Source organism: Micromonospora sp. NPDC048887, assembly GCF_040649715.1.
GTDB lineage: Bacteria > Actinomycetota > Actinomycetes > Mycobacteriales > Micromonosporaceae > Micromonospora.
In genome coordinates this window covers 154,642-180,597 of the sequence record NZ_JBEZGA010000001.1, presented here as the reverse complement: position 1 = coordinate 180,597, position 25,956 = coordinate 154,642, and the positions used below count along the sequence as shown (strand labels likewise).

22 protein-coding genes are annotated in these 25,956 nt (G+C 72.4%); 14 read left to right on the top strand and 8 right to left on the bottom strand.

Annotated elements, in window-relative coordinates:
• The first annotated feature begins 41 nt into the window (after positions 1-41).
• The 6 genes from AB0C17_RS00840 to rny all read left to right on the top strand — a co-directional run bounded on the left by AB0C17_RS00840 (position 42) and on the right by rny (position 6,717).
• Positions 42-1,340: an MFS transporter gene (locus AB0C17_RS00840; protein WP_357476168.1), complete on the top strand. Its 1,299-nt coding sequence runs from the start codon at positions 42-44 to the stop codon at positions 1,338-1,340.
• 4 nt (positions 1,341-1,344) lie between these two features.
• Positions 1,345-1,545, top strand: coding sequence for a DUF3046 domain-containing protein (locus tag AB0C17_RS00835; protein WP_073830228.1), 201 nt, complete (start codon positions 1,345-1,347; stop codon positions 1,543-1,545).
• Positions 1,546-1,730: 185 nt separating this feature from the next.
• Positions 1,731-2,780 (top strand): recombinase RecA, encoded by a 1,050-nt coding sequence (gene recA, locus AB0C17_RS00830; RefSeq protein WP_013284729.1) that lies wholly within the window; start codon positions 1,731-1,733, stop codon positions 2,778-2,780.
• A gap of 11 nt (positions 2,781-2,791) precedes the next feature.
• Complete coding sequence (locus AB0C17_RS00825) at positions 2,792-3,484, top strand: regulatory protein RecX (RefSeq protein WP_357382566.1); 693 nt, start codon at positions 2,792-2,794, stop codon at positions 3,482-3,484.
• Between the two features lie 49 nt (positions 3,485-3,533).
• Positions 3,534-4,238, top strand: coding sequence for a 3-keto-5-aminohexanoate cleavage protein (locus AB0C17_RS00820; protein ID WP_357476166.1), 705 nt, complete (start codon positions 3,534-3,536; stop codon positions 4,236-4,238).
• Positions 4,239-4,950: 712 nt separating this feature from the next.
• Positions 4,951-6,717, top strand: a complete 1,767-nt coding sequence (gene rny, locus AB0C17_RS00815) for a ribonuclease Y (protein WP_357476164.1) — start codon at positions 4,951-4,953, stop codon at positions 6,715-6,717.
• A gap of 67 nt (positions 6,718-6,784) precedes the next feature.
• Here the strand turns inward: rny and AB0C17_RS00810 are convergent, their stop codons facing one another.
• The 4 genes from AB0C17_RS00810 to AB0C17_RS00795 all read right to left on the bottom strand — a co-directional run bounded on the left by AB0C17_RS00810 (position 6,785) and on the right by AB0C17_RS00795 (position 10,138).
• Positions 6,785-7,663, bottom strand: coding sequence for an amino acid ABC transporter permease (locus tag AB0C17_RS00810; RefSeq protein ID WP_357382572.1), 879 nt, complete (start codon positions 7,661-7,663; stop codon positions 6,785-6,787).
• Positions 7,660-8,316, bottom strand: coding sequence for an amino acid ABC transporter permease (locus tag AB0C17_RS00805; RefSeq protein ID WP_357382574.1), 657 nt, complete (start codon positions 8,314-8,316; stop codon positions 7,660-7,662). The genes AB0C17_RS00810 and AB0C17_RS00805 overlap by 4 nt, the downstream gene beginning before the upstream one ends.
• 78 nt (positions 8,317-8,394) lie before the next feature.
• Complete coding sequence (locus tag AB0C17_RS00800; protein WP_357476162.1) at positions 8,395-9,330, bottom strand: glutamate ABC transporter substrate-binding protein; 936 nt, start codon at positions 9,328-9,330, stop codon at positions 8,395-8,397.
• A 52-nt stretch (positions 9,331-9,382) separates the two neighbouring features.
• A complete protein-coding gene (locus AB0C17_RS00795; protein WP_357382577.1) occupies positions 9,383-10,138 on the bottom strand; it encodes an amino acid ABC transporter ATP-binding protein in 756 nt (251 codons plus the stop codon).
• A gap of 198 nt (positions 10,139-10,336) precedes the next feature.
• Here AB0C17_RS00795 and selD point away from each other — a divergent pair, with 198 nt between their 5' ends.
• From selD to miaB, 3 genes are all read left to right on the top strand, one after another.
• The gene (gene selD, locus AB0C17_RS00790) at positions 10,337-11,326 is read left to right on the top strand and encodes a selenide, water dikinase SelD (protein ID WP_357467411.1); all 990 of its coding nucleotides are present in this window, start codon (positions 10,337-10,339) and stop codon (positions 11,324-11,326) included.
• 213 nt (positions 11,327-11,539) lie between these two features.
• Positions 11,540-12,019, top strand: coding sequence for a hypothetical protein (locus tag AB0C17_RS00785; protein ID WP_357476160.1), 480 nt, complete (start codon positions 11,540-11,542; stop codon positions 12,017-12,019).
• Between the two features lie 259 nt (positions 12,020-12,278).
• Positions 12,279-13,778 carry a tRNA (N6-isopentenyl adenosine(37)-C2)-methylthiotransferase MiaB gene (gene miaB, locus AB0C17_RS00780; protein ID WP_357476158.1) on the top strand — a complete coding sequence of 500 codons (1,500 nt, stop codon included), beginning with the start codon at positions 12,279-12,281 and terminating at the stop codon, positions 13,776-13,778.
• Positions 13,779-13,876: 98 nt separating this feature from the next.
• Here miaB and AB0C17_RS00775 read toward each other — a convergent pair whose 3' ends face one another.
• Positions 13,877-15,499, bottom strand: a complete 1,623-nt coding sequence (locus AB0C17_RS00775; protein ID WP_357476156.1) for a cellulase family glycosylhydrolase — start codon at positions 15,497-15,499, stop codon at positions 13,877-13,879.
• A 332-nt stretch (positions 15,500-15,831) separates the two neighbouring features.
• Positions 15,832-17,040 carry a DUF349 domain-containing protein gene (locus AB0C17_RS00770; protein WP_357382587.1) on the bottom strand — a complete coding sequence of 403 codons (1,209 nt, stop codon included), beginning with the start codon at positions 17,038-17,040 and terminating at the stop codon, positions 15,832-15,834.
• Between the two features lie 201 nt (positions 17,041-17,241).
• On the opposite strand from AB0C17_RS00770, the gene AB0C17_RS00765 reads away from it, so the two are divergent.
• The 3 genes from AB0C17_RS00765 to dapF are packed head-to-tail and all read left to right on the top strand — an operon-like array spanning position 17,242 to position 19,719.
• Positions 17,242-17,961, top strand: a complete 720-nt coding sequence (locus AB0C17_RS00765; protein WP_357382589.1) for a hypothetical protein — start codon at positions 17,242-17,244, stop codon at positions 17,959-17,961.
• Positions 17,958-18,863, top strand: a complete 906-nt coding sequence (gene miaA, locus AB0C17_RS00760; protein WP_357476154.1) for a tRNA (adenosine(37)-N6)-dimethylallyltransferase MiaA — start codon at positions 17,958-17,960, stop codon at positions 18,861-18,863. Before AB0C17_RS00765 ends, miaA begins: the two co-directional genes overlap by 4 nt.
• A gap of 7 nt (positions 18,864-18,870) precedes the next feature.
• Positions 18,871-19,719, top strand: a complete 849-nt coding sequence (gene dapF, locus AB0C17_RS00755; protein WP_357476152.1) for a diaminopimelate epimerase — start codon at positions 18,871-18,873, stop codon at positions 19,717-19,719.
• Positions 19,720-20,021: 302 nt separating this feature from the next.
• Here the strand turns inward: dapF and AB0C17_RS00750 are convergent, their stop codons facing one another.
• Positions 20,022-21,494, bottom strand: a complete 1,473-nt coding sequence (locus AB0C17_RS00750) for an NAD-dependent malic enzyme (protein ID WP_357382595.1) — start codon at positions 21,492-21,494, stop codon at positions 20,022-20,024.
• A 148-nt stretch (positions 21,495-21,642) separates the two neighbouring features.
• Here AB0C17_RS00750 and hflX point away from each other — a divergent pair, with 148 nt between their 5' ends.
• Together hflX and AB0C17_RS00740 are read left to right on the top strand one after the other, a co-directional pair.
• Positions 21,643-23,154, top strand: a complete 1,512-nt coding sequence (hflX, locus tag AB0C17_RS00745) for a GTPase HflX (RefSeq protein ID WP_357476150.1) — start codon at positions 21,643-21,645, stop codon at positions 23,152-23,154.
• Between the two features lie 50 nt (positions 23,155-23,204).
• Positions 23,205-24,959 (top strand): hypothetical protein, encoded by a 1,755-nt coding sequence (locus tag AB0C17_RS00740; RefSeq protein WP_357467414.1) that lies wholly within the window; start codon positions 23,205-23,207, stop codon positions 24,957-24,959.
• Between the two features lie 57 nt (positions 24,960-25,016).
• Here the strand turns inward: AB0C17_RS00740 and lexA are convergent, their stop codons facing one another.
• On the bottom strand, positions 25,017-25,799 hold the full coding sequence (gene lexA / locus AB0C17_RS00735) for a transcriptional repressor LexA (RefSeq protein WP_357476148.1): 783 nt from the start codon (positions 25,797-25,799) through the stop codon (positions 25,017-25,019).
• Between the last annotated feature and the right edge of the window lie 157 nt (positions 25,800-25,956).

Sequence of the window (25,956 nt, the reverse complement as noted above, 5' to 3'; positions counted from 1 at the left end):
GTGCGGGAGGATGGGACACCCATCCCCACCAGGAGCGCAGCATGTCCGTCGACCTGACCGCGCCGGCCCCGCCCCGGTCGGATGTCGCCCGCGTCCAGCGGCGTACCGTCCGGCTGCTGTTCCTCACCCAGATCATCGGCGGCATCGGCGTCACCATCGGCATCTCGGTCGGCGCGCTGCTCGCCGCCCGGGTCGCCGGCACCGCGCTGGCCGGGCTGGCGCAGAGCGCCGGAGTGGTCGGCGGCGCACTGCTGGCCATCCCGGTCACCCGGCTCATGGCCGCGCGCGGCCGGCGGCCGGGGCTGGTCCTCGCGTACCTGGCCGGCGCGGTGGGCGGCGTGCTGGTGGTGGTCGCCACCGTGACCGGCGCGGTGCCGTTGCTCTTCGCCGGCATGCTGCTGTTCGGCGGCGGCACGGCAGCCAACCTCCAGGCCCGCTACACGGCCGTGGACCTGGCCGAGCCGCACCGCCGGGGGCGGCAGCTCTCGATGGTGGTCTGGGCCACCACCATCGGCGCGGTGGCCGCGCCGAACTTCGCCGCGCTCGCCGACGACACCACCCGGGGCTGGGGTCTGCCGGCGCTGTCCGGGCCGTTCGCCTTCAGCGCCGTCGCGTTCACGCTGGCCGCCGTCGTCATCCTGGTCCTGCTCCGGCCGGACCCGCTGCTCACCGCGCGCCGGCTGGCGGTGGCCGAGCCGGCGCCGGACGCCGCGCCCGCGGCCACCCGCCGCGGGGGCATGGTCGCCGCGTGGCGCACGGTACGCCGCAGGCCGGCCGCGCGCCTCGGCATCGCCGCTGTCGCGGTGGGTCACCTGGTGATGGTCGCGGTGATGTCGATGACCCCGGTGCACCTCGGCGAGTGGCACTCCGACGAGGACGTGCTCCCGGTGGTCGGCCTGGTGCTGAGCCTGCACATCGCCGGCATGTACGCGCTGTCGCCGGTGGTGGGGTGGCTCACCGACCGGTTCGGCCGGCGCCCGGTGATCCTCGGCGGGGTGGCGCTGCTGCTGGCCGCGTGCGCGGTCTCCGGCACCGCCGGGCACAACACACCGCTGCTGTCGGTGGGGCTGACGCTGCTCGGGCTGGGCTGGTCGGGCACGATGGTGGCGGGCTCGACGCTGCTGTCGGAGTCGGTGCCGACCGCCGACCGGCCCGGCGTGCAGGGCCTGTCCGACCTGCTCATGGGGCTGGCCGGGGCGGGCGCGGCGGCGGCGAGCGGGTTCGTCATGCGGGCCGTGGGGTACCCGACGCTCACCCTGCTGTCGGCGATCGCCGTGGTGCCGCTGGTGGCGCTGGCGCTGCGCCGTCCCGCCACGGCACCACTCGACGAGGAGGACTGAACACGTGCGGCTGACCGACTTCTGGACGCGGCTGGAGGAGGCGTTCGGGCCCGGCTACGCGGCCAGCATCGCCAGGGACCAGGTGCTGTCCCAGCTCGACGGGCGGACCATCGAGCAGGCCCTCGCCGCCGGTGAGCAAACGCACGTGGTGTGGCGCGCCGTGGTCGCCGCGTATCCCGACCGGGTGCCCGCCCGGCTACGCTGAGCAGCCTTTTCGTCGATCCCGCGTGTCGCTTGCCCAGTCGTACACCTGTTCGGCTATTGTCCACAGCGGGGTGCTCGTCCACAGCTCACGGCCCGTCGGCTGGTTTTCTGTCGGACCCAGCGCCTAGCGTGTCCCGCGTGACGCGAAGCTCAGGAAAGACGCCGGCGAAGGCAGGGGTGGCAACGATGGCAGCAGGGCCTGACCGGGAGAAGGCGCTCGACCTTGCTCTCGCTCAGATCGACAAGCAGTTCGGCAAGGGTTCGGTGATGCGCCTGGGGGAGCGGCCCGTCGTGCAGACGGCCGTCATCCCGACCGGCTCCATCGCGCTCGACGTGGCGCTCGGCGTGGGCGGTCTGCCCCGCGGCCGGGTGGTCGAGATCTACGGTCCGGAGTCCAGCGGTAAGACCACCGTCGCGCTGCACGCGGTGGCCAACGCCCAGCGGGCCGGCGGCATCGCCGCGTTCATCGACGCGGAGCACGCGCTCGACCCGGAGTACGCGCGGGCCCTCGGCGTCGACACCGACGCCCTGCTGGTCTCGCAGCCGGACACCGGCGAGCAGGCGCTGGAGATCGCGGACATGCTGGTCCGCTCCGGCGCTATCGACATCATCGTGATCGACTCGGTGGCGGCCCTGGTGCCGCGCGCCGAGATCGAGGGCGAGATGGGCGACAGCCACGTCGGTCTCCAGGCCCGGCTGATGAGCCAGGCGCTGCGGAAGATCACCGGCGTGCTCAACAACACCGGCACCACCGCGATCTTCATCAACCAGCTCCGCGAGAAGATCGGCGTGATGTTCGGCAGCCCGGAGACCACCACCGGTGGCCGCGCGCTGAAGTTCTACGCCTCGGTCCGGCTCGACGTGCGCCGCATCGAGAGCCTCAAGGACGGCACCGACGTGGTCGGTAACCGCACCCGGGTCAAGGTCGTGAAGAACAAGGTCGCCGCGCCGTTCAAGCAGGCCGAGTTCGACATCATGTACGGCAAGGGCATCTCCCGCGAGGGCTCGCTGATCGACGTCGGCGTGGAGCAGGCGATCATCCGCAAGTCCGGCGCCTGGTACACCTACGACGGTGACCAGCTCGGCCAGGGCAAGGAGAAGGCCCGCGAGTTCCTCCGCGAGAACCCGGACGTGGCGGCCGAGATCGAGAAGAAGATCCTGGAGAAGCTCGGCGTCGGCACCGGTGGTGCGGGCGACGCCGCCGGTGGCCCGGAACTGCCGCCGGTCGACTTCTGATCCGCTGACCCGTGGCAGGACGACGCGCCCGTACGGGCCGGGGCTGGGATGCCGGCCCACCCCGTACGGGCGACGCCACAGGTACGCCCCGGCCCCGCCGGGGGCGCCGTGATCGCGCGGCGGAGCCCGATGCTGGGGAGGCTCCGGCTCCGCCGCGCGACGAGGCCGAACTGGCCCGGGAGATCTGCCTGCGGCAGCTCGCGGTGCGTCCGCGTACCCGGGCCGAGCTGGCCGGCGCGCTGGCCCGTCGCGGCATCTCCGAGGAGGTCGCCGAGCAGGTCCTCGACCGCTACGACGAGGTGGGCATCGTCGACGACGCCGCCTTCGCCCGTGCCTGGGTGAGCAGCCGGCACGCCGGCCGTGGGCTGGCCCGCCGGGCGCTCGCCAACGAGCTGCGCCAGCGCGGTGTCGACGGCGAGGTCGCCGGCGCCGCCCTGGACGGGCTGGACGAGGAGACCGAGGCGGAGACCGCCCGTGCCCTGGTGGAGCGCAAGCTGCGCAGCGCCCGGGGCGAGCCGGACGCGGTGTTCCGCCGCCTGGTCGGGATGCTGGCGCGCAAGGGCTACCCGCCCGGGGTGGCGATCCGGGCGGTGAAGGACGCGCTGGCCGCGCAGAGCGCCGAGGCGGCCGAGTTCGCCGAGCACATCGACGCCGACGCGATGGCCGACGCCGAACACGACCTCGACTCCCGCCGGCTCGACTGACCGACTGGCTGCCCGTGTCGCGGCTGCCGTCCCGAGGAGAGGCACACCAGTGCTGAAGGCGTGTCTCAACGGCACACGACGGCGGGACGAGCACCCCGCCGTGCCGCTCACCCCGGCGGAACTGGCCGCCGACGCGGTGCGTTGCGCGGCCGCCGGGGTGGCGGCGGTGCATGTGCACCCGCGCGACGACACCGGCGCCGAGTCGCTCGGCCCGGCGGTGATCGCCGCAGCCGTCACCGCCATCCGGGCCGCCCGGCCCGGCCTGCCGGTCGGGGTGAGCACCGGCGCCTGGATCGTCCCCGACCCGGCCGAGCGGGTCGCCGCCGTCCGCGCCTGGACGGTGCTGCCCGACTTCGCCTCGGTGAACGCCCACGAACCGGGTGCGGCGGAGGTCGCCGCCGCCCTGGGTGAGCGTGGCGTGATGGTCGAGGCCGGTCTCTGGACCCCGGCGGCTGTCGACGCCTGGCGCCGCTGGTCCGCGCCCACCGGACGGATCCTCGTGGAGTGCATGGCCGAGCAGGTCGAGACGGCGCTCGCCGACGCCGCGGCGATCCTGGCCGCGCTGCCCGGCGGGCACCCGCCGGTGCTGCTGCACGGCGAGGGCCCCGCCACCTGGCCGGTGTACGCCGAGGCGGTCCGGCGGGGCCTGCACACCCGGATCGGCCTGGAGGACACGTTGCTGTTGCCCGACGGCACCCCTGCTCCCGACAACGCCGCGCTGGTGACCACCGCCCTGACCACCACCGCCCGCTGATTCACCCGGCCAGGGCGGTGATCAAGGAGTTTGTGTCGCTCGGGGGGTCGTGGGTGGACGTCAACTCCTTGATCACCGGGGGTGGGAGGGCGGAGTGGCGGCCTGCGCAGGGGAGTGGATCATGAGCATGGGAGGGTATGGGCAGGTCGGGAGGTCAAGTCGCGGGAGTCAGGGGTGAGGTTTGTCCGGGGGTGTCCGGCATCTGGACACCACTGAGTGACGCGGCAACTTCTCTCCGTCCGGGTGGTTTGATCATGACTCCTTGACCGAACGGCACCTCGCGACCTAGCCTCGCCATACAGGCTCACTTTGCCCGACCAGCGCAGGCTAAGCGCACAACATAGATCTCGTAACAGAACAGCATCACTTTGGCCAGCTACACCGGCCCTTGACGGGCGCTCCGGACCCTTCGGAGCCTCCGACAACTGCAACCGGCCGCCAGCGGTGCCCTCACGGGGACACCGCCGACGGAAAGCTGCCCACAGCCAGCCGCTCCGGTCGGGCGTCCAGAGCCGCAGGCGCGTGTCCTTCACGCGTGCTGCGGCGCCGACGTTCAGGGGGAGGCGGCCATGGCAGGGCGGCACAGGTTCACCGGCGGACTGCCACACGGCCCCTCCGCGACGGGCGACACGCCCCGTACCGCCACCGGGCCCCGGCGGGCGGGCGACACCCGGCGGGCGGGCGTGTCCGCGTGCCGGTTCGGAGCGGCCGGATGAGCGCCTTCGACATCGTCCTCCTCGTGGTCGTGCTGCTGCTCGTCGCGGTGGTGGTCGGCGCCGTGCTGTTCGGCGTGCGTACCCTCAAGCGGCTCAGCCTGGCACCCGCGCCGGAGGACCCGGCCTTCATCGCGGAGAAGGACCGGCAGGAGCAGTCCCTCGCGGCGTTGCGGACCGCCGCCGACGAGGTGAACAGCACGATCGACGTGGCGAAGTCCGCCGCCTCCGCGGCCCGGGCCGAGGCGGCCGCCGCCAAGGCCGAGGCGAAGGCCGCCCGGGCCGAGGCGCGGCGGGTGCTCGACGACGCCCGGGCCGAGGCCGACACGGTGCTGGAGCGGGCGCACAAGCAGGCCGAGGCGGACGCCGAGCAGTTGCGTACCGCAGCGCGGCGTAGCGGCGAGCGGGAGGTGGCGGTGCTGGCCGCCACCACCCGGGAGCAGGCGGCCGAGGTGGAACGCCGCGCCGCCCGGATGGACGAGCGGGAGCGGCTGCACACCGAGGAGGTGGAACGGCTCGCCGAGCGCGAGCGGCAGCTCACCGCCGCCACCGCGGCCCTGGCCGTCCGGGAGGCCGCACTGGCCGAGCGGGAGCGGGCGCTGACCGAGGTGGAGGAGCAGCGCCGCCGGGAGCTGGAGCGGGTGGCCGGGCTGACCGCCGACGCGGCCCGCGCCGAGCTGGTCGAGTCGATCGAGGGGCAGGCGAAGCGGGAGGCCGCGCTGCTGGTCCGGGAGATCGAGGCAGACGCCCGGGGCAGCGCCGAGCAGCGCGCCCGCAACATCGTGGTGGACGCCATCCAGCGGGTCGCCAGCGAGCAGACCGCCGAGAGCGTGGTCAGCGTCCTGCACCTGCCCGGCGACGAGATGAAGGGGCGCATCATCGGCCGGGAGGGGCGCAACATCCGCGCCTTCGAGTCGGTCACCGGCGTCAACCTGATCATCGACGACACCCCCGAGGCCGTGCTGCTGTCCTGCTTCGACCCGGTACGCCGGGAGGTCGGCCGGGTCACGCTGGAGAAGCTGGTCCTCGACGGCCGGATCCACCCGCACCGGATCGAGGAGGTGTACGACCTGGCCCGGCAGGAGGTGGAGGAGCTGTGCCACCGGGCCGCCCAGGACGCGCTGGTCGAGGTGGGCATCACCGAGATCCACCCGGAGCTGGTCACCCTGCTGGGCCGGTTGCGCTACCGCACCTCGTACGGGCAGAACGTGCTCAAGCACCTGGTGGAGAGCGCGCACATCGCCGGGGTGATGGCCGCCGAGCTGCGGCTGGACGTGCCGACGATCAAGCGGTGCGCGTTCCTGCACGACATCGGCAAGGCGCTCACCCACGAGGTGGAGGGCAGCCACGCGATCATCGGCGCGGACGCGGCCCGCAAGTACGGCGAGAGCGAGGACGTGGTGCACGCCATCGAGGCGCACCACAACGAGGTGCCGCCGCAGACCATCGAGGCGGTGCTGACCCAGGCGTCGGACGCCTGCTCGGGCGGGCGGCCGGGGGCGCGGCGGGAGAGCCTTGAGGCGTACGTCAAGCGGCTAGAGCGGATCGAGGAGATCGCGGCCGGCAAGCTGGGCGTGGAGAAGGTCTTCGCCATGCAGGCGGGCCGCGAGATCCGGGTGATGGTCAAGCCGGACGACGTGGACGACATCGGCGCGGCGGTGCTGGCGCGGGACGTGGCCAAGCAGATCGAGGAGGAGCTGACCTACCCGGGGCAGATCCGGGTGACAGTGGTGCGCGAGTCGCGGGTCACCGAGATCGCCCGCTGATCCAGCGGCAGGACGGGAAACGGGCGGGTGGGGAAGAACCCCACCCGCCCGTTTCGCGTCCGCCGGCTCAGACCAGCCGCGTGGCGCCGGTCCCACCGTCGGTCTGCGTCGACGCCACCGGCTTGGCGGCGCTGCGCGGCAGCCGGGTCAGCCGCTTCTGCAGCCACCAGGCCAGCACCGACAGCAGGCCGCAGATGCTGATGTAGATGGCCGCGACGATGAGGTACGTCGGCACGTACGGCAGGCCGAAGGCCAGCCGGCCGCCGATCTGCTTGCCCACGAACAGCAGCTCCGGGTACGTGATGATGAAGCCGAGCGCGGTGTCCTTGAGCAGCACGACGAGCTGGCTCACGATCGCCGGGAGCATCGACCGGAACGCCTGCGGCAGCAGGATCAGCCGCAGCACCTGGTTCTTGCGCATGCCCACCGCGTACGCGCCCTCGGACTGCCCGTACGGCACGGCGTTGATGCCGGCGCGGAAGATCTCCGCCAGCACCGAGCCGTTGTAGAGGGTCAGCCCGATGACCAGCGCCCAGAACTTGTCGATCGGCCAGCCGTACTGCAACGGCACGTAGTAGCCGAAGAAGATCAGGATCAGCAGCGGGATCGCGCGGAACAGCTCCACCACGAACGTGGCCGGAGCGCGGAACAACACCTTGTCGCTGAGCCGGGCGCTGGCGAAGAACGCGCCGAACAGCAGCGCCAGCACGGTGGCGACGGCGGCGACCTTCAGCGTCGCCCAGAGGCCGTTGAGTAGTTCCCGCTGCACGGCCGCGTACTGGAACTGCTCCCACTTGCGGGCCTCGAACTGGCCGGTCTGGTCGAACTTGTAGACCACGAAGGCGAGCAGCGCGACGATCGCGGCGATCGCGACGATGCCGAGGATCCGGTTGCGCAGCCGGGCCTTCGGGCCGGGGATGTCGTAGAGGACGCTGCTGCTGCTCATCGGGCCACCGCCCACTTGCGCTCGAGGAACCGCTGGAGCACCACCAGCGGGAGGATCAGGATGAGGAAGCCGATCACGATCCAGGTGAGCACGACGAACTGCGGCTCACCCCGTTCCGACATGTACGCCGGGATGGCGCCCGCTTCCAGCACCGAGAAGCCGGCGGCGATCGTGGTGTTCTTCAGCATGGCGATGAGCACGCTCATCATCGGCGGGACCATGGCCCGCAGCGCCTGCGGCAGCACGATCAGCGTGAGCACCTGGCCGAACGTCATGCCCAGCGCCCGCGCGGCCTCGGCCTGCCCGGTGGCCACAGTGTTCACGCCGGAGCGGATCACCTCGCAGATGAACGCCGACGTGTAGGCGATCAGGGCGATGCAGGCGCTGTTGAAGTAGTCGATGTTCACGTCCAGCTTCGGCACCGCGAAGACGAGGAACGCGAACACCAGCGTCAGCGGGGTGTTGCGGACCAGGTTGACGTACGTGGCGCCGAACGCGCGCAGCGCGGGGACCGGGGACACCCGCATCGCGCCGAGCAGTGTGCCGAGGACGAGACTGCCCACGCCGGCGATCAGGAACAACTTGACTGTGTTGTAGAACCCGTCGCGGAACAGGCTCGCGTTGTCCGTCAGGACGCGGAAGAACTCGCCCATACCTCGCTCTCACTCTCTCCAGACGGGACCGGGCGGGGAGGACGACCTCCCCGCCCGGCCCGACGTCGGTGCGGACCGTCAGTACCGCTCGAGCTGCGGCGGGGTGGCCGGCGAGCCGGACTTGCCGAGCGTGCCGTCGTAGATCTTCTTCCAGGTGCCGTCGGTGAACGCGGCCTCGATCTGGTTGTTCACGTAGTCACGCAGCGCCTTGTCGTCCTTGGGCAGGCCGATGCCGTACTTCTCGGTGCTGAACGGCTGGCCGACGACCTTGAGCTCGTCCGGGTTCTGCGCGGCGTAGCCCTTGAGGATGGCGTCGTCGGTGGTCACCGCGTCGACCTTCTTGTCGAGCAGCTGCGAGACGCACTCGGAGTAGGTCTTGAACTCGACGATGTTCTCGCCCTCGGTCAGGCCCTCGTCGCGGATCTTCTGGATCGGCGTGGAGCCGGTGACCGAGCAGACCTTCTTGCCCTTGAGGGTGTCCTTGCCGGTGATCGACGACTCGTCCTTGCGGACCAGCAGGTCCTGGCCGGCGACGAAGTACGGGCCGGCGAAGGAGACGTCGTTCTTGCGCTTGTCGGTGATCGAGTACGTGCCGACGTAGTAGTCGATCTCGCCACCCTTGATGGCGGTCTCCCGGTTGGCGGAGGCGATCTCCTTGTACTCGATCTTCGCCGGGTCGACGCCGAGCGTGCTGGCGACGTACTGGGCGATCTCGATGTCGAAGCCGCAGCGCTTGCCCTGGGCGTCCTTGTAGCCGAGGTTCGGCTGGTCGAACTTGACGCCGATGACGACCTTGCCGGCCGACTTGATCTTCTCGAAGGCCGGGCTGCCGGCGACGTTGGCGTCCGCCTTGGGGGTGAAGGTCACGCCCGAGCTGCTGCAGCTGTCGCCCTGGGCGCCGCCGCTGGCGTTGCCGCCGCCGCTGGGGGCGGGGTCCCCCTCCTTGCCGCAGGCCGCCGCGGACAGGGCGAGCGAAGCCATCATGGCCACCGCCGCCACGCGCTTGAAACGCATACTCATTCTCCTTCTTCGATGGGGCCGACGTGGCGGCTCCACATACGGGCGCTCAGTGAGTGAGGATCTTGGAGAGGAAGTCCTTGGCCCGCTCGCTGCGCGGGTTCGCGAAGAACTCGGCCGGCGGCGCGTCCTCGACCAGCTTGCCGTCGGCCATGAAGATGACCCGGTTGGCCGCGTGCCGGGCGAAGCCCATCTCGTGGGTGACCACGACCATGGTCATGCCCTCGCGGGCCAGCGACGTCATCACGTCCAGCACCTCGCCGACCATCTCCGGGTCCAGGGCGCTTGTCGGCTCGTCGAACAGCATCGCCTTGGGCTGCATCGCCAGCGCGCGGGCGATCGCCGCCCGCTGCTGCTGGCCGCCGGAGAGCTGCGCGGGGTACTTGTCGGCCTGGTTCGCGATGCCGACGCGCTCCAGCAGCGCCAGCCCGCGCTCACGGGCCGCGGCCGGCTTCTCCTTGCGGACCTTGACCGGCCCCAGCGTGACGTTCTCCAGGATGGTCTTGTGCGCGAAGAGGTTGAACGACTGGAACACCATGCCGACCTCGCTGCGCAGCTTGGCCAGGGGCTTGCCCTCGGCCGGCAGCGGCTGGCCGTCGAAGGTGATGGTGCCGTTGTCGATCGGCTCCAGCCGGTTGATGGTGCGGCAGAGCGTCGACTTGCCCGAGCCGGACGGGCCGATGACCACGACCACCTCGCCCCGTTCGACGGAGAGGGACACGTCGTCGAGCACGTGCAGCGGCCCGAACCACTTGTTGACCCCGTCGAGCACGATCAGCGGGTCGCCCGTCGTCACGTCGTCCACCGTCCCTGTCGTCCATGGCGGAATTCGGGTGTCGGTCGACCCCCGGTTGGGCAACTGTAGGCGGCGTGATGTGGCAGAACGCAACTCAGATGGTCACGGAGCGGTAACACCGATCACCGGCGTACCGGCCCGTCCGAATTTCGTCACCGTCGGGTGGGCCGACTGGCGCCGTCGCCGCAGGCGGGAGATCATGAGGCGATGACCGACGCGATCCGGCTGACCGACTACGCCCGCGGTGGCGGCTGCGCCTGCAAGATCCCACCGGGCGAACTGGAGGCGATGGTCGCCGGTCTCGGCGCCACCGGCGGCTCGGCCGACCTGCTGGTCGGCCTGGAGAACGGCGACGACGCCGCGGTGGTCCGGCTGGACGAGCGGACCGGCCTGGTCAGCACCGCCGACTTCTTCACCCCGGTGGTCGACGACGCCTACGACTGGGGGCGCATCGCCGCCGCGAACGCGCTCTCCGACGTGTACGCGATGGGCGGCACCCCGCTTGTCGCGCTCAACCTGCTCTGCTGGCCGCGCGGCGTACTGCCGCCGGAGATGGCCCGCGAGGTGCTGCGCGGCGGTCTGGACGTGGCCCGGGAGGCGGACTGCCACCTGGCTGGCGGGCACAGCGTGGACGACGACGGCCCGAAGTACGGACTGGCGGTCACCGGCGTGGTCCGGCCGGACGAGCTGATCACGCTCGACGCCGGGCGGGCCGGCCTGCCGCTGTCGCTGACCAAGCCCCTCGGGGTGGGCGTGCTCAACACCCGGCACAAGCAGACCGGGCAGCGCTTCCCGGAGGCGGTCGATTCGATGGCCAGCCTCAACCGGGACGCGGCCCGCGCGGCGATCGCCGCGGGCATCCGCTGCGGCACCGACGTGACCGGCTTCGGCCTGCTCGGGCACGCCTCGAAGCTGGCCCGCGCGAGCCGTCTGACGGTGGCGATCGACGCGGCGGCGGTGCCGTACCTGCCGGGTGCGCGGGAGGCGCTGCGCGACGGGTTCGTCAGCGGCGGCACCCGGCGCAACCTGGAATGGGTCACCCCGTGGACCGACTTCGGCGGCGCCGACGAGGGGGAGCGGCTGCTGCTGGCCGACGCGCAGACCTCCGGTGGCCTGCTGGTCGCCGGTGAGGTGCCGGGCGGCACGGTGATCGGTGAGCTGCTGCCGGCCTCGGAGCACCGGATCCGGGTCCGCTAGAGCCGCGACTCGCGGCGTGGCCGGGCCGCCGGCGCGGCACCGTACCCGATAAACTGTCATCTTCCAGCTACTCTGGGCAACGTCGCCCGAGGGAATTTTGCCCGGAATGGTCACAGACCGGTAACTTGCGCCCGGCTGAGGGCAAATGCCCTCCACCATCGTCAGTAAGGCCCGATCCGGAGGCCGGTGGAACGAGCGCAGCGAGGAGGCGGCATGACCGAGCTGTGGAACTGGAGAATCGACGGCGGCGAGCCGGTGGAGGTCTACCCGGCGCTGGCCGAGGCGCTCGGCCGGGTGGTGATGCCCATGGCCGTCGCCGACCCGGTCCGGCTCCCCGCGTACGCGGTGGTCTGCGACGTGTGGGAGGCGCCCGGGCTGTACGGCACCGTGGTCGACTGTTACGGCGTGCCCGAGAGCCTGGCCGAGCTGCCCGCGCTCGCGGCGCTGGCCCGGCTGATGGGCCGCAACTGCCTGATGCGTGACGACACGCTAGACGCCGGCCGGCACCTGCTTGTCGCGCCGGACGGCACGATCCGCCCGGTGCACTTCGACGTGGCCGACACCGACGACGGCGAGGTGCTCAGCCACCACCGGCTCTGCACACTGGCCGACCCGCGCTGCCGGGGCTGGTCGCAGTGCCACCGCTCCCGCTGGGCCCCCGACTCGGTCGCCCCGGCGCTCGCCGCCGCCTGAGCGCGGCCACGCCGCCGGGTGAAGGCCGGGCCCGCTGTGCCCGGCCGGCGGCGAGCGGGCGGCGGCCCGGCTCAGCCCCGGGCCGCCGGCTGCGGTCGCGCACCACGAGGCGGCGTCGCGGTGGCGGCGGCCACGGCGTCCACGTCGAACGCGGCGGCGTCGTGCCGCCGCTGGGGTGTGGAACCCGGAGATCTTCCGGACGTACCCGGCTCCGCCTCGTTCGAGCAGACCGGCACCACCCGGATACGCTGTCCGGGTCATGACTACCGCAGCCGCGGGCAGCCCGCGCACCTACCAGGTGCGTACGTACGGCTGCCAGATGAACGTGCACGACTCCGAGCGCATCTCCGGCCTCCTCGAAGACGCCGGGTACGTGCGCGCCGCCGAGGCCGACGATCAGCCCGACGTGGTGGTGTTCAACACCTGCGCGGTCCGGGAGAACGCCGACAACCGGCTCTACGGCAACCTGGGCCATCTGCGCCCCGTGAAGGCGAAGCACCCCGGGATGCAGATCGCGGTCGGCGGCTGCCTGGCACAGAAGGACCGCGGCGACATCGTCCGCAAGGCCCCCTGGGTGGACGTCGTCTTCGGCACGCACAACATCGGCTCGCTGCCGGCGCTGCTGGACCGGGCGCGGCACAACGCCGCCGCCGAGGTGGAGATCCTGGAGGCGCTGGAGGTCTTCCCCTCCACGCTGCCGACCCGGCGCGAGTCGACGTACGCCGGATGGGTCTCCATCTCCGTCGGCTGCAACAACACGTGCACGTTCTGCATCGTGCCGTCCCTGCGCGGCAAGGAGAAGGACCGCCGCCCCGGCGACATCCTCTCCGAGGTCCGCGCGCTGGTCGACTCCGGCGTGCTGGAGGTGACGCTGCTCGGGCAGAACGTCAACTCCTACGGCGTCGAGTTCGGCGACCGGTACGCGTTCGGCAAGCTGCTGCGCGCCTGCGGCGACATCGACGGTCTGGAGCGGGTGCGGTTCACCAGCCCGCACCCGAAGGACTTCACCGACGACGTGATCGCCGCGATGGCCGAGACGCCCAACGTCTGCCACTCGCTGCACATGCCGTTGCAGTCCGGCTCGGACGACGTGCTGCGGGCGATGCGCCGCTCGTACCGCTCGGAGCGTTACCTGGGGATCATCGAGAAGGTGCGGGCGGCGATGCCGGACGCGGCGATCACCACCGACATCATCGTCGGCTTCCCGGGCGAGACCGAGGCCGACTTCGTCCGCACCCTCGACGTGGTCCGGGAGGCGCGGTTCTCCTCGGCGTTCACGTTCCAGTACTCCAAGCGACCCGGCACCCCGGCCGCCACGATGGACGGGCAACTGCCCAAGCAGGTCGTGCAGGAGCGTTACGAGCGGCTGATCGCCTGCGTCGAGGAGATCACCTGGGCGGAGAACAAGAAGCTGGTCGGGGAGACCGTCGAGGTCCTGGTGGCGGTCGGCGAGGGCCGCAAGGACGAGCGCACCGGCCGGATGTCCGGCCGGGCCCGCGACGGCCGGCTCGTGCACTTCGCGACAGGTGAGCTGGCCGGCCGGATCCGCCCCGGTGACATCGTGCACACCACTGTCACGTACGCCGCCCCGCACCACCTCAACGCCGACGGAGCCCCGCTGGCGCACCGGCGTACCCGGGCCGGGGACGCGGCCGAGGCGGGACAGGTCCCGCGTACGCCCGGGGTGCTGCTCGGACTGCCGACGATCGGCGCGCCGGCCCCGTCACCGGCCCCCACCGGCGGCTGCGCCGCCCACTGACCGCCCCCGCGTAAGGAAGGGCCCCCTTTTAACACTCAGTGTTAAAAGGGGGCCCTTCCTCTACCACAGGCGTTAATAAGGGGCCCTTCCTTGCACGGTCAGCAAGCGGTGCCGTTGAGCTTGACCGTGGCGGGGGCGGCGGCGGTGCCGTTGGCGGTGAAGCCGACGGTGACCGACGCGCCCGGCGCCAGCGACGACGCCCAGGTCGGCGCGGCGGCGGTCACAGTGGTGCCGGACTGCGTGACAGTGGCGTTCCAGCCACTGGCGAGCGTCACCCCGGACGGCCAGGTCCAGGTGGCCGACCACGGGTTCACCGCGGCGGTGCCGGTGTTCTTCACCGTCAGTTCGCCCTGGAAGCCACCCGCCCAGGAGTTGATCTGCTTGTAGGTGGCGGTGCAGCCGCCGGTCACCGGAGGCGGCGGGGTGGTGGGCGCCGGCGAGGTGTTCGGGGTGCCGGTGGGGGACGGGCTGGTGGTGCCGCCACCGCCGGTCGGCGGGATCAGGTACGGCGTGAGGATGTCCTGCTTCGGCTGGTTGACAGTGGTCCAGTCGTCGTTGGCGATGCCGCCGGTGTCACCGGAGTTCGGGTTCCACGACCAGTACGTGAACGACATGCCGTTGACGCCGGTGCCGGTGTACGCCATCAGGTTCTGGAGCCAGATCTTGTCCTTGGGGTCCTGGAGCGTGGTGCCGAACTCGCCCATCATGATCGGCGCGATGTTCTGCTTGTAGAGGTAGCCCCAGTACTTGTCCCAGATGGCCGGCATGTTCGCCGGGTACGACGGGTCGTCGAACCACGCCTGGCGGTAGACCGAGGTGGCGTACTCGTGCGGCGAGTAGACCAGCCGGTTGGCCACGTTCAGCCGGACCGGGAACTGCCCGGCCTTGGACAGGTTGCCGCCCCACCAGCCGCAGTCCTCGTCGTTGCTGGGGTCGTTGTCCCAGACGTTCGACAGGCCGCCGCTCGGGCAGCTCACCCCCTCCACGAAGATCAGCCAGTTCGGCTGCACGCCGAGGATCGCGTTACCGGCCCGCTCGGCGGCCAGCCGCCAGTCCCGGGCGGTGTCGCCGCAGCCCCAGCAGGCGCCGGTGGCGGCCGGGTTGGTGCCCTCGGCGTGCGGCTCGTTGTGCAGGTCCGCGCCGATCACAGTGGTGTTGCCGGCGTACCGCTGGGCCAGCGTCTTCCAGTCGTTGATCCAGGTCGCCTCGGAGACCGTCGAGGTGTACCAGAGCGGCGACTGCCCGGCCGACGTCGGCCGGTGCCGGTCCAGGATGACCCGCATCCCCTTGCTGCCCGCGTAGTCGATGACCTTGTCGAGGATCTGCAGCGGGGAGAGCCCGATCAGGTCCGGGTTGACGAAGTCGTTGATGCCGGTCGCTGTCGCGCCGGGCTTGAGCGCGTCGTTCGAGTACGGGATGCGCAGCGTGTTGTAGCCCAGCCCCGCCATGGTGTCGAGCTGGGAACGCCACGGGTTGCTCGACCACAGGCCGTGGAACGTCTTGTTGTCGGTCTCCATCCCGAACCAGTTGATGCCGGTCAGCCGGACTGTCGTGCCCGTACTGTCGACGATCTTGTTGCCGCTGGTGTGCAGGTAACCGGTGCCGGTGCCACCGGCCGCCGCGGCGGCCGGTGCGGTGGAGACGGCGGCGGCGACGAGAACGCCTGCTGCTGCGGTGGCGAGCGCCGTCAGGGCGCCGCCGAGGGCGGTGCGTCGGTGCATGGAAGCTCCACTTCGGATGCCCGCGCCGCGCAGGCGCCGCGGGCGGCAGGACCAGGAGGATCGGCCCGCTCCTCATCGAGTACGCGCGACAGCGCGCGCCGGGCCGGTCACGTGGACGGCCACTCGCGGAAATGCGCACCGGCGATCGTCGACGGCGTCTGTCAGCCGTCGATGCCCTCGTGCCGGTGCCGGAACCTGGCTCCGCCGCTCATTCTGATCAGCGTGCCTCGATGCGTCAACCCGGCGGCGGAAAGCCGGAGAGCCCCCGGCCGACCAGGCCGGGGGCTCCCCTGAGATGTGTGTCCGCCGGCCCGCGGGCCGGGGCGCTCGTGTCAGCCGGCCTGCTCGGCGAGCTGGAGGAACTGACGCTTCGAGGCGAGCGCCTGCTCGGCCTCCTTGATCCGCCGGGCGTCACCGGCGGCCTGGGCCCGGGCCAGCCGGTCCTCCGCCTCGGCGACCTGGGCGCGCATCTGCGCCAGCAGCGGGTTGTCCTCCTTGGAGGTGCGCCGCCACGCCGAGTCCATCACCTCGCGGACCTTGTCGTCCACGGCCCGCAGCCGGCGCTCCAGCCCGGCGGCGGCCTCGCGGGGCACCCGGCCGGCCTCGTGCCACTGCGCCTGGATCTCCCGCAGCTTCGCCTGGGCGCCCTTCGGGTCGCCGTCCACGTCCAGCGCCTCGGCCTCGGCCAGCAGGGCCTGCTTGCGCTCCAGGTTGGCGCGCTGCTCGTTGTCGCGCGCCGAGAAGACCTCGCTGCGGCGGCTGAAGAACTCGTCCTGCGCGGCGCGGAACCGTTCCCAGAGCTTCTGCTCGGCCTCCTTGGCGGCGCGCGGCGCGGCCTTCCACTGGGCCATCAGGTCCTTGAGCTGACCGGCGGTGACACCCCAGTCGGTGGATTCCTTGAGCTTCTCCGCCTCGGCGACCAGCTCCTCCTTGACCGTCTGCGCCTGCTTGCGCTGCTGGTCGAGGGAGGCGAAGTGGGCGCCCCGGCGGCGGGTGAAGGCGTCCCGCGCGGCGGCGAACCGCTTCCACAGCTCACCGTCGGTCTTCTTGTCGACGCCGCGGATGGTCTTCCACTCGTCGAGGATCTCCTTGAGCCGGTCACCGGCGGTCTTCCAGCCGGTCGACTCGGCGGCCAGCTTCTCGGCCTCCTCGACCAGGGTGGTCTTGCGCGCCAGCGCCTCACCCCGGGCGGCCTCGCGGGCGGCCTTGGCCTCGCCGGCCTTCTCCTCGGCGACGGCGGCCAGCTTGTCCAGGCGGGCGGCGAGGGCGTCGATGTCACCGACGACGTGCGCCTCGGCCAGTGACCCACGGATCCGGCGGATCGTGGTCAGGGAATGGCCGGCGTCAGCCGCGCCCGAGTTGAGCCGGGCCTCGGTCAGATCGACCTCGGTCACCAGGTCGGCGTAGCGCCGGGCGAAGTGGGCGAGCCCTTCCTCCGGCGCCCCTGCCTGCCAGGATCCGACCACCCGCTCGCCCTCGGCGGTCTTGACGTAGACGGTGCCGTCCTCGTCGACCCGTCCGAAGGCAGTCCAGTCGCTCATGTGCCCATCCTCGTTCTCCCGGCGTCGAGGGGAAAGCCCTCGGCCGCCGCCACGGCGCAGCAAACTTTCTCCCGGCATTGTCACAGGTCCGCCCCCGTCCGTGTCGAGCGCCTGTCGCCGACCGTGACCATACGGTGTTGTACGCGCTCGATGACCGGATCGGCGCGGGGACGCACCGGGGGACCCCGATAGGTTGGGGGCGTGCCACTGGTCGCCGCCGCCGTCTGCCCCCACCCGCCGCTCATCGTGCCCGAGCTGGCCGGCGCCGCCGCGCCCGAGCTGGACGACCTGCGCGCCGCTGCCGACGCGGCGGTCGCCCGGCTGCTCGCCGCCGGCCCCGAGGCGATTCTGCTGGTCGGCGGCGGACCCGAGACCGTCCGCTTCACCACCGCCGAGCACGGTTCGCTGCGCCCGTTCGGGCTGGACCGGTACGTGCGGCTCTGGAAGGTCAACTGCGCTGGTGGGACCCGCCTTCCGCTGAGCCTGACCGTCGGCGCCTGGCTGCTGAACCGCTCCGGCACGGAACTGCCCCGGCTGGCCCGGTCGGTGGCGCACGACGCCACACCGGCGGAGTGCGCGGCGTTCGGCGCGAGCCTGGTCGACGACGACGATCCGCGGGTCGCGCTGCTCGTGCTCGGTGACGGGTCCGCCTGCCGGGGCGTCAAGGCGCCGGGGTACGACGACCCGCGCGCCGAGGCGTACGACGAGGGGGTCGCCTCGGCGCTGGCCGGCGCGGACGCCGACGCCCTGCTCGGCCTGGACCCGGGGCTGTCGGCGGAGCTGCGGGTCGCCGGGCGGGCGGCGTGGCAGGTGCTGGCCGGCGCGGTCGGGGCGGCGGGCGGCGACTGGCGCGGCGAGCTGAGCCACCACAGCGCGCCCTACGGCGTCGCCTACTTCGTGGCGAACTGGGAGCGGGCATGACAGTCGTCGCTGTGGTCGGGCCGACGGCGGCCGGGAAGTCGGCGCTGAGCGTCGCGCTGGCGCACGCGCTCGACGGCGAGGTGGTGAACGCCGACTCGATGCAGCTCTACCGGGGCATGGACATCGGCACCGCGAAGCTGACACCGGCCGAGCGCGAGGGCGTGCCGCACCACCTGCTCGACATCTGGCCGGTGACCGAGCCGGCCAGCGTCGCCGAATACCAGACGTTGGCCCGCGCGGCGGTCGACGACATCCTGGCCCGGGGCCGGGTGCCGCTGCTGGTGGGCGGCTCCGGGCTGTACGTGCGGGCGGTGCTGGAGCGCTTCGAGTTCCCCGGCACCGACCCGGCGCTGCGGGAGCGGCTGGAGGCGGAACTCGCGGCTGTCGGCCCGCTGCCGCTGCACGCGCGGCTGGCCGAGGCGGACCCGGGCGCGGCGGCGAGCATCCTGCCCACCAACGGGCGGCGGATCGTCAGGGCGCTGGAGGTGATCGAGCTGACCGGCGCCCCGTTCACCGCGTCACTGCCGTCGCCCACGCCGTACTACCCGTCGGTGCAACTCGGCGTGGACCTGGACACCGCGCTGCTGGACGAGCGGATCGCGCTGCGGGTGGACCGGATGTGGGCCGACGGGCTGGTCGACGAGGTGCGGGCGCTGGTCGGCGAGGGGCTGCCCGAGGGGCGGACGGCCAGCCGGGCGCTCGGCTACCAGCAGGTGCTGCGGTTCCTGGCCGGCGAGCTGACCGAGACCGAAGCGCACGAGGAGACGATCCGCGCCACCCGCCGGTTCGTCCGGCGGCAGCGCTCCTGGTTCCGGCGTGACCCGCGCGTGCACTGGCTGGACTCGGCCTCACCCGGGTTTCTCGACACTGCCCTGCGGGTGGTCGCCGAGCATCGGCGATGATGGGGGCGTGGAGTTCACAAAGGGTCACGGCACCGGCAACGACTTCGTCATCCTGCCCGACCCGGACGGCACCCTCGACCTGACACCCGGCCTGGTCGCCGCGCTCTGCGACAGGCGGCGCGGGCTGGGCGGCGACGGCGTGCTGCGCGTCGTACGGGCCGCCAAGCACCCCGAGGGCGTCGCGCTGGCGGGCGAGGCCGAGTGGTTCATGGACTACTGGAACTCCGACGGCTCGTTCGCCGAGATGTGCGGCAACGGGGCCCGCGTGTTCGTCCGCTATCTGCTGGACCGTTCGCTGGCCGTCGCCCCGCCGGGCGGGACGCTGCCCATCGCCACCCGCGCCGGCCTGGTGCGGGCCCGCGTCGAGGGCGCCGACGTCGCGGTCGAGATGCGCCGCCCCCGGCTGTACGACACGGCCACCGCCACGCTCGGCGGGCTGACGGTGCCCGGCACCGCCGTGGACGTCGGCAACCCGCACCTGGTGTGCCCGCTGCCCGCCGCGCTGGAGCTGGCCGCGCTCGACCTCACCCGCGCGCCCGAGGTGGACGCCTCGACGTTCCCGTCAGGGGTGAACGTCGAGTTCACCACGCCGGACGAGCCGGTCGCCGGCACCGACGGGCACGTGCTGATGCGGGTCTACGAACGCGGCTCGGCCGAGACGCTCTCCTGCGGCACCGGCGCGTGCGCGGTGGCCGCTGTGGCGTTGCGCGACGCCGGCCTGGACACCGGCACGGTGGCGGTGGACGTACCCGGCGGACGCCTCACTGTCACCGTCACGGCCGACTCCTGCTGGCTCTCCGGCCCCGCCGTCCTGGTGGCCACAGGCACCCTGACTCCCACAGCCCTCCACCCGTAGCCCACCCCCGCCCTCCCGCCCCGCCCCTCCCCGCCCTCCCCGGTGATCAAGGAGTTTGCGGCGGATTCCGGCACTCCGGATGACACAAACTCCTTGATCAACACGGTGACGGGTGGGGCTGGCCGCACGCCGGGTGGCCGAGCCGCTGATGCTGGAGATCTTGGACGATTCGGGCCCCTATGAGGGCCGTTTCCTTCCAAGGTCTCGGGCGAATCCGCGTGGCGTGGCCGGGAGACGTGGTCGCGTGTGTAGGCGGAGGGTGTGCGCGTGCGCTGGGAGGTCGGAGCGGGTGCCGGGTGGTGTCAGGGGGTGGCGCTGGCGTTGGCGGCGATCTCGGGCAGGTCGGCGGGGCCCGGGTCGGCCGCCGGGGCGGGGGTCGCGGCCGGGTTCTGCGCGGCGGCCCGTACCGCCGCGGCCACGGCCGGGGCGACCCGGGAGTCGAAGACGCTCGGCACGATCACCGTCGGGTTGATCTTGTCTTCGCCGACCACGTCCGCGATGGCCCGCGCGGCGGCGATCGCCATCTCCTCGGTGAACTCCTCGGCGTGCGCGTCGAGCATGCCGCGGAACACGCCGGGGAAGGCGAGCACGTTGTTGATCTGGTTCGGCTGGTCCGAGCGGCCGGTGGCGACCACCGCGGCGTACTTGCGGGCCTCCCGCGGGTCCACCTCCGGGTCGGGGTTGGCGAGCGCGAAGACGATCGAGTCCTTCGCCATCGCGGCGACGTCGTCGCCGGTGAGCAGGTTCGGCGCGCTCACGCCGATGAACACGTCCGCGCCGCGTACCGCCCCGGCCAGGTCACCGGAGTAGTTCTCCTTGTTGGTGTTCTCGGCCAGCCACTGCCACGCCGGGTTGAGGTCCGGCAGGTCGCGGTGCAGGGCGCCCCTGCGGTCGTACGCGATGATGTCGCCCACGCCCTGACGCAGCAGCAGCTTCATGATCGCGGTGCCGGCGGCGCCGGCGCCGGAGACCACGACCCGGACGTCCGCGAGCTGCTTGCCCACGACGCGCAGCGCGTTCGTCAGCGCGGCCAGCACGCAGATCGCGGTGCCGTGCTGGTCGTCGTGGAAGACCGGGATGTCCAGGGCCTCGCGCAGCCGGGCCTCGATCTCGAAGCAGCGCGGCGCGGCGATGTCCTCCAGGTTGATCCCGCCGTACGCGGGCGCGATCGCCTTGACGATCGCCACGATCTCGTCGGTGTCCTGGGTGTCGAGCACCACCGGCCAGGCGTCCACCCCGCCGAAGCGCTTGAACAGGGCCGCCTTGCCCTCCATCACCGGCAGCGACGCGGCTGGTCCGAGGTTGCCGAGGCCGAGCACCGCGGTGCCGTCGCTGACCACGGCGACCGTGTTGCGCTTGATGGTGAGCCGGCGGGCGTCGGCCGGGTTCTCCGCGATCGCCATGCAGACCCGGGCCACCCCGGGGGTGTACGCGCGGGACAGCTCGTCACGGGTGCGCAGCGCGACCTTCGGGGTGACCTCGATCTTGCCGCCGAGGTGCAGCAGGAACGTCCGGTCGGAGACCTTGCGCACGTCCACCCCGTCGAGCGCGGTGAGCGCGTCGACCACCTGGTCCGCGTGGCCGGCGTCGGCGGTGTCGCAGGTGAGGTCGACGATCACGTTCGTGGGGTCGGAGTCGACCACGTCCAGCGCGGTGACGATGGCCCCGGCCTCGCCGGCGGCGGTGGTGAGCCGGCCGATGGAGGAGGCGTCGGCGGGTACCGCGATCCGGATGGTGATGGAGAATCCGGCACTCGGCAGTCGTGTGTTTGCCACGAGAAACTCCTCCGTCGGCGCTGAGCGGCTCGACTCGCATTTCTACTCGCCCGCCCTGGTGGACCGGCATCCGCCCCCGCTACCCGTCGGTAGCGTCACGGGCATAACACAGGTGCGCCCGGCGTTGACACATGTCAGGATTGCTGTCATGCGCCGAAAATTCTCGGCGTCGCACATAACGGACAGGAGACGCGGTTTGCGCGAGCAGGAGACCTTCCATCCCTACGAGGACGACGAGCTCGACGCCACCACAGGCGAGTACGAGCTGTCGGAGCGGCAGGCGCTGCGGCGGGTCCCCGGCCTCTCCACCGAACTCACCGACGTCACCGAGGTCGAGTACCGCCAGCTCCGGCTGGAGCGGGTCGTCCTGGTGGGCGTCTGGACCGAGGGCACCCAGACCGACGCCGACAACAGCCTCACCGAGCTGGCGGCGCTGGCCGAGACGGCCGGCTCGCAGGTGCTCGAAGGGCTGATCCAGCGCCGGAACCGGCCCGACCCGGCCACGTACATCGGCCGCGGCAAGGTCGACGACCTGGGCGCGGTGGTGCTGTCCACCGGCGCCGACACGATCATCTGCGACGGTGAGCTGTCGCCGTCCCAACTGCGCAACCTGGAGCAGCGCACCAAGGTCAAGGTGGTCGACCGGACCGCCCTGATCCTGGACATCTTCGCCCAGCACGCCAAGAGCAAGGAGGGCAAGGCGCAGGTCGAGCTGGCTCAGCTCGAATACCTGCTGCCGCGCCTGCGTGGTTGGGGCGAGACGCTGTCCCGGCAGACCGGTGGTAGCGGCCGCGGCGGTGGCGCCGGCGGCGGCGTGGGCCTGCGCGGTCCCGGTGAGACCAAGCTGGAGACCGACCGGCGGCGCATCCGCCACCGCATCGCGCGGCTGCGCCGCGAGATCAAGAGCATGGCGACGGTACGCCAGACCAAGCGCGCCCGGCGCACCCGTAACGCGGTGCCCGCGGTGGCCATCGCCGGCTACACGAACGCCGGCAAGTCCAGCCTGCTCAACCGCCTGACCGGGGCGGGCGTGCTGGTGGAGAACGCGTTGTTCGCCACGCTGGACCCGACCACCCGCCGGGCCACCACGTCCGACGGGCGGCTCTACACGCTGTCCGACACGGTCGGGTTCGTCCGGCACCTGCCGCACCAGATCGTCGAGGCGTTCCGCTCGACGCTGGAGGAGGTCGCCGACGCCGACCTGGTGGTGCACGTGGTCGACGGCACCCACCCGGACCCGGAGGAGCAGGTCCGGGCGGTCCGCGAGGTGCTCACCGAGGTGGGCGCCGACCGGCTGCCGGAACTACTGGTGGTGAACAAGACCGACGCCACCGACGAGGAGACGATGCTGCGGCTCAAGCGGCTCTGGCCGGACGCGGTCTTCGTCTCCGCCCACAGCGGGCGCGGTGTCGCCGAGCTGCGCGAGGTGGTCGAGCGGCGCTTGCCGCGGCCGGCCGTCGAGGTGCGCGCGGTGCTGCCGTACGACCGGGGTGACCTGGTCGCCCGGGCGCACCGGCAGGGTGAGGTGCTCAGCACCGCGCACCTGCCCGAGGGCACGCTGCTGCACGTACGGGTCAGCGAGGGGCTGGCCGCGGAGCTCGCGCCGTACCGGACGGGTGACCGGCTGACGAGCGACGAGCGGGTGGGCGCCGGGCGGTGAGCCGTCCGGCGTCACCCGCCGGAAACCCGCTCCGTGCGACACTGAGCGTCATGCGGCACGTTGTCTCCTCGGTCACGCTCGCGCTCGGCCTGGTCGGCGCGGTCGTGGCGCCGGCCGGGCCGGCCCCGGCGGCCCCCGCCGCGGCCCCCGTGCTGGCCGCGGCACCCAAGAAGAAGTGCACTGTCGAGGACGGCCGCCTCCGCGAGTTGTCCGGGCTCGTCGCCATCAACGGCGGGTACGTCGTGGTGAACGACAGCTCGGACGACCCCGCCCGCAAGCGGGTCTTCTACCTGGACTCCAAGTGCAAGGTGGACAAGGAGGTCCGTTACTCCGGTGACGGCCCGCTCGACACCGAGGACCTGGCGCTCGGGCCGGACGGCAAGACGCTCTGGATCGCCGACACCGGCGACAACATCGACAAGAAGACCCGCCGGGAGCGGGTCGCGGTGTGGACGATGCCGCTGAGCGGCTCGAAGCAGCCGGTGCTGCACCGGCTCACCTATCCGGGCAAGGAGCCGCACGACGCGGAGGCACTGCTCGTCGGCGACGACAACCTGCCGTTGGTGATCACGAAGGAGCTCTCCGGCAAGGCGGAGATCTACACCCCGACGGCGAAGCTGAAGACGAGCGGCAACCCCGAGCCGATCCCGATGAAGAAGGTCGGCGAGGTCACGCTCCCGAAGACCAGCACCGACAACAAGCTCGGCTCGCCGGGGCGGGTGCTGGTCACCGGCGCCGCCCGCTCGCCCGACGGCGGCAAGGTGGTGCTGCGCACGTACGCCGACGCGTTCGAGTTCGACGTCACCGGCGGCGACATCGTCAAGGCGATCACCACCGGCAAGCCCCGGGTCACGCCGCTCGCCGACCCGTTCGGCGAGGCGATCTCCTACACGCCGGACGGGAAGTCGTTCGTCACCGTCTCCGACGGCGGCACGCTCGACGACTCGGACCCGATCGACATCCTCAGCTACACCCCGTCCACCACGGGCGCGGAGGCGCTTCCCAACGGCGGCAAGGCCCCGACCAAACCGGCCGCCAAGCAGTCGTGGCTCGAAGGGCTCTCGCTCGACGAGATCACGTACCTGATCGCGGCGGTCGGGGTGCTCGGCGCGCTCCTGGTCGGCGCGGGCGTCTTCGGCATCCTGCGGGCGCGGCGCAAGCCGGCGCCCCGGGCACCCGCCGACGAGCCCGAGCGCAGCGGCGAGTTCCCGGTCAACAACGGCTTCCCGTCGGCGGAACGGCCGGAGGCGCCGCGCGGCGGGGTCTACGGCGGTGGTCAGGGCGGCGTCTACGGCGGCGCGCCCAACGGCGACCGTCCGGCGTCCGGCGGCGTCTACGGCGGTGGCCGGCCCGGCGGCGGCGTGTACGGCGGCGGCCCCCAGGACGGCGGTCGCGGCCAGGGTGGCGGCCGTCCTCCGAGCGGTACCCGTCCGCCGGGCGGCGGCGTGTACGGCGGCGGCGGAGCCCCGGCCGGCGGTGGAGGGCGCGGTGGCGGCGTCTACGGCGGAGGAGGCCAGGGCGGACCGGGTGCCGGCCAGGGCGGTCCCGGTCGTGGCGGCCCGGGTGGCGGCGGCCAGGGCAGTCCGGGCCGTGGCGGTCCGGGTGGCGCCTACGGCGGCGGTCCCGGCGGGGCCGGGCATCGCGGACAGCCCAACGGCGGCGGACCGCGCGGCGAGGGCGGCCGGGCCGAACCGCCGCGTCGCGGACCGGATCCGCGTGGCGCGCGGCGCGACGACGGCTACGACGACAGGGGCCGGTACGGCCCGGTGTCCGGCGGCCGGGAGTACCGCGGCGACCGCTACTGAGACGACACGAAGAAGGGGTGACCGGCGGACCGGTCACCCCTTCTGCGTCGCTGTCGCTCAGATGCGGCGCAGCACCGCCACCACGCGGCCCATGATGGTGGCGTCGTCGCCGGGGATCGGGTCGAAGGCCGGGTTCTGCGGCATCAGCCAGACGTGCCCGTCGCGGCGCCGGTAGGTCTTCACCGTCGCCTCGCCGTCGAGCATGGCGGCCACGATGTCGCCGACCTCGGCGTTGGGCTGCTGCCGGACGACCACCCAGTCGCCGTCGCAGATCGCCGCGTCGAGCATCGAGTCGCCCTTGACCTGGAGCATGAAGACCTCGCCCTCGCCGACCAGCTCGCGGGGGAGGGGGAAGATGTCCTCCACGGCTTGCTCGGCCAGGATCGGCCCACCGGCGGCGATGCGACCCAGCATCGGCACGTACGCCGGGGTGGGCCGCTGCGCGCGGGCGGCCTCGTCGTCTGCCTCGCCCGGGGCCCGGACGTCGACGGCGCGCGGCCGGTTCGGGTCGCGACGCAGGTAGCCCTTCTTCTCCAGCTCCTTGAGCTGGTAGGCGACGCTGGACGGGGAGACCAGCCCGACGGCCTCGCCGATCTCGCGCACGCTCGGCGGGTAGCCGTGCCGCTCGACCCAGGTGCGGATGAACTCCAGGATCCGCCGCTGCCGGGCGGTCAGGTCGACGGTCGCCGGGTCGGGGAAGCTGCTCACCACCGGGGTGACCGGACGCACCGCCGAGGGGGCGGTGCGGCTGCGGGCGGTGCGGGGGCGACGGGTCGCCGGCGGACCCGCCCCGTCGTTCGGCTGCGGGTTCTTCTGCCGGCTGGCCCGGTCCTCGGTCACGTCCGTCCCTCCCTGGTCGGCGCTGGGGTGCCTCGTCGGCTCGTGGTGCGTGTGGTCTGACCGTATAGGTGAGATCGGCCATTTTCAAACATCTGTACGACCTGCTGTCGGCGTGTCGCGCCGAATTCCTGGATTTCCGAACTGGTGTTCTGATAGA

What these genes read in the sequence shown, in the direction of transcription:
- AB0C17_RS00840 (WP_357476168.1), top strand. Translation starts at nt 42, where the DNA reads ATGTCCGTCGACCTGACCGCGCCGGCCCCGCCCCGGTCGGATGTCGCC.
- recA (WP_013284729.1), top strand. Translation starts at nt 1,731, where the DNA reads ATGGCAGCAGGGCCTGACCGGGAGAAGGCGCTCGACCTTGCTCTCGCT.
- rny (WP_357476164.1), top strand. Translation starts at nt 4,951, where the DNA reads ATGAGCGCCTTCGACATCGTCCTCCTCGTGGTCGTGCTGCTGCTCGTC.
- AB0C17_RS00810 (WP_357382572.1), bottom strand. Translation starts at nt 7,663, where the DNA reads ATGAGCAGCAGCAGCGTCCTCTACGACATCCCCGGCCCGAAGGCCCGG.
- AB0C17_RS00805 (WP_357382574.1), bottom strand. Translation starts at nt 8,316, where the DNA reads ATGGGCGAGTTCTTCCGCGTCCTGACGGACAACGCGAGCCTGTTCCGC.
- AB0C17_RS00800 (WP_357476162.1), bottom strand. Translation starts at nt 9,330, where the DNA reads ATGCGTTTCAAGCGCGTGGCGGCGGTGGCCATGATGGCTTCGCTCGCC.
- selD (WP_357467411.1), top strand. Translation starts at nt 10,337, where the DNA reads ATGACCGACGCGATCCGGCTGACCGACTACGCCCGCGGTGGCGGCTGC.
- AB0C17_RS00785 (WP_357476160.1), top strand. Translation starts at nt 11,540, where the DNA reads ATGACCGAGCTGTGGAACTGGAGAATCGACGGCGGCGAGCCGGTGGAG.
- miaB (WP_357476158.1), top strand. Translation starts at nt 12,279, where the DNA reads ATGACTACCGCAGCCGCGGGCAGCCCGCGCACCTACCAGGTGCGTACG.
- AB0C17_RS00775 (WP_357476156.1), bottom strand. Translation starts at nt 15,499, where the DNA reads ATGCACCGACGCACCGCCCTCGGCGGCGCCCTGACGGCGCTCGCCACC.
- AB0C17_RS00770 (WP_357382587.1), bottom strand. Translation starts at nt 17,040, where the DNA reads ATGAGCGACTGGACTGCCTTCGGACGGGTCGACGAGGACGGCACCGTC.
- miaA (WP_357476154.1), top strand. Translation starts at nt 17,958, where the DNA reads ATGACAGTCGTCGCTGTGGTCGGGCCGACGGCGGCCGGGAAGTCGGCG.
- hflX (WP_357476150.1), top strand. Translation starts at nt 21,643, where the DNA reads ATGCGCCGAAAATTCTCGGCGTCGCACATAACGGACAGGAGACGCGGT.
- AB0C17_RS00740 (WP_357467414.1), top strand. Translation starts at nt 23,205, where the DNA reads ATGCGGCACGTTGTCTCCTCGGTCACGCTCGCGCTCGGCCTGGTCGGC.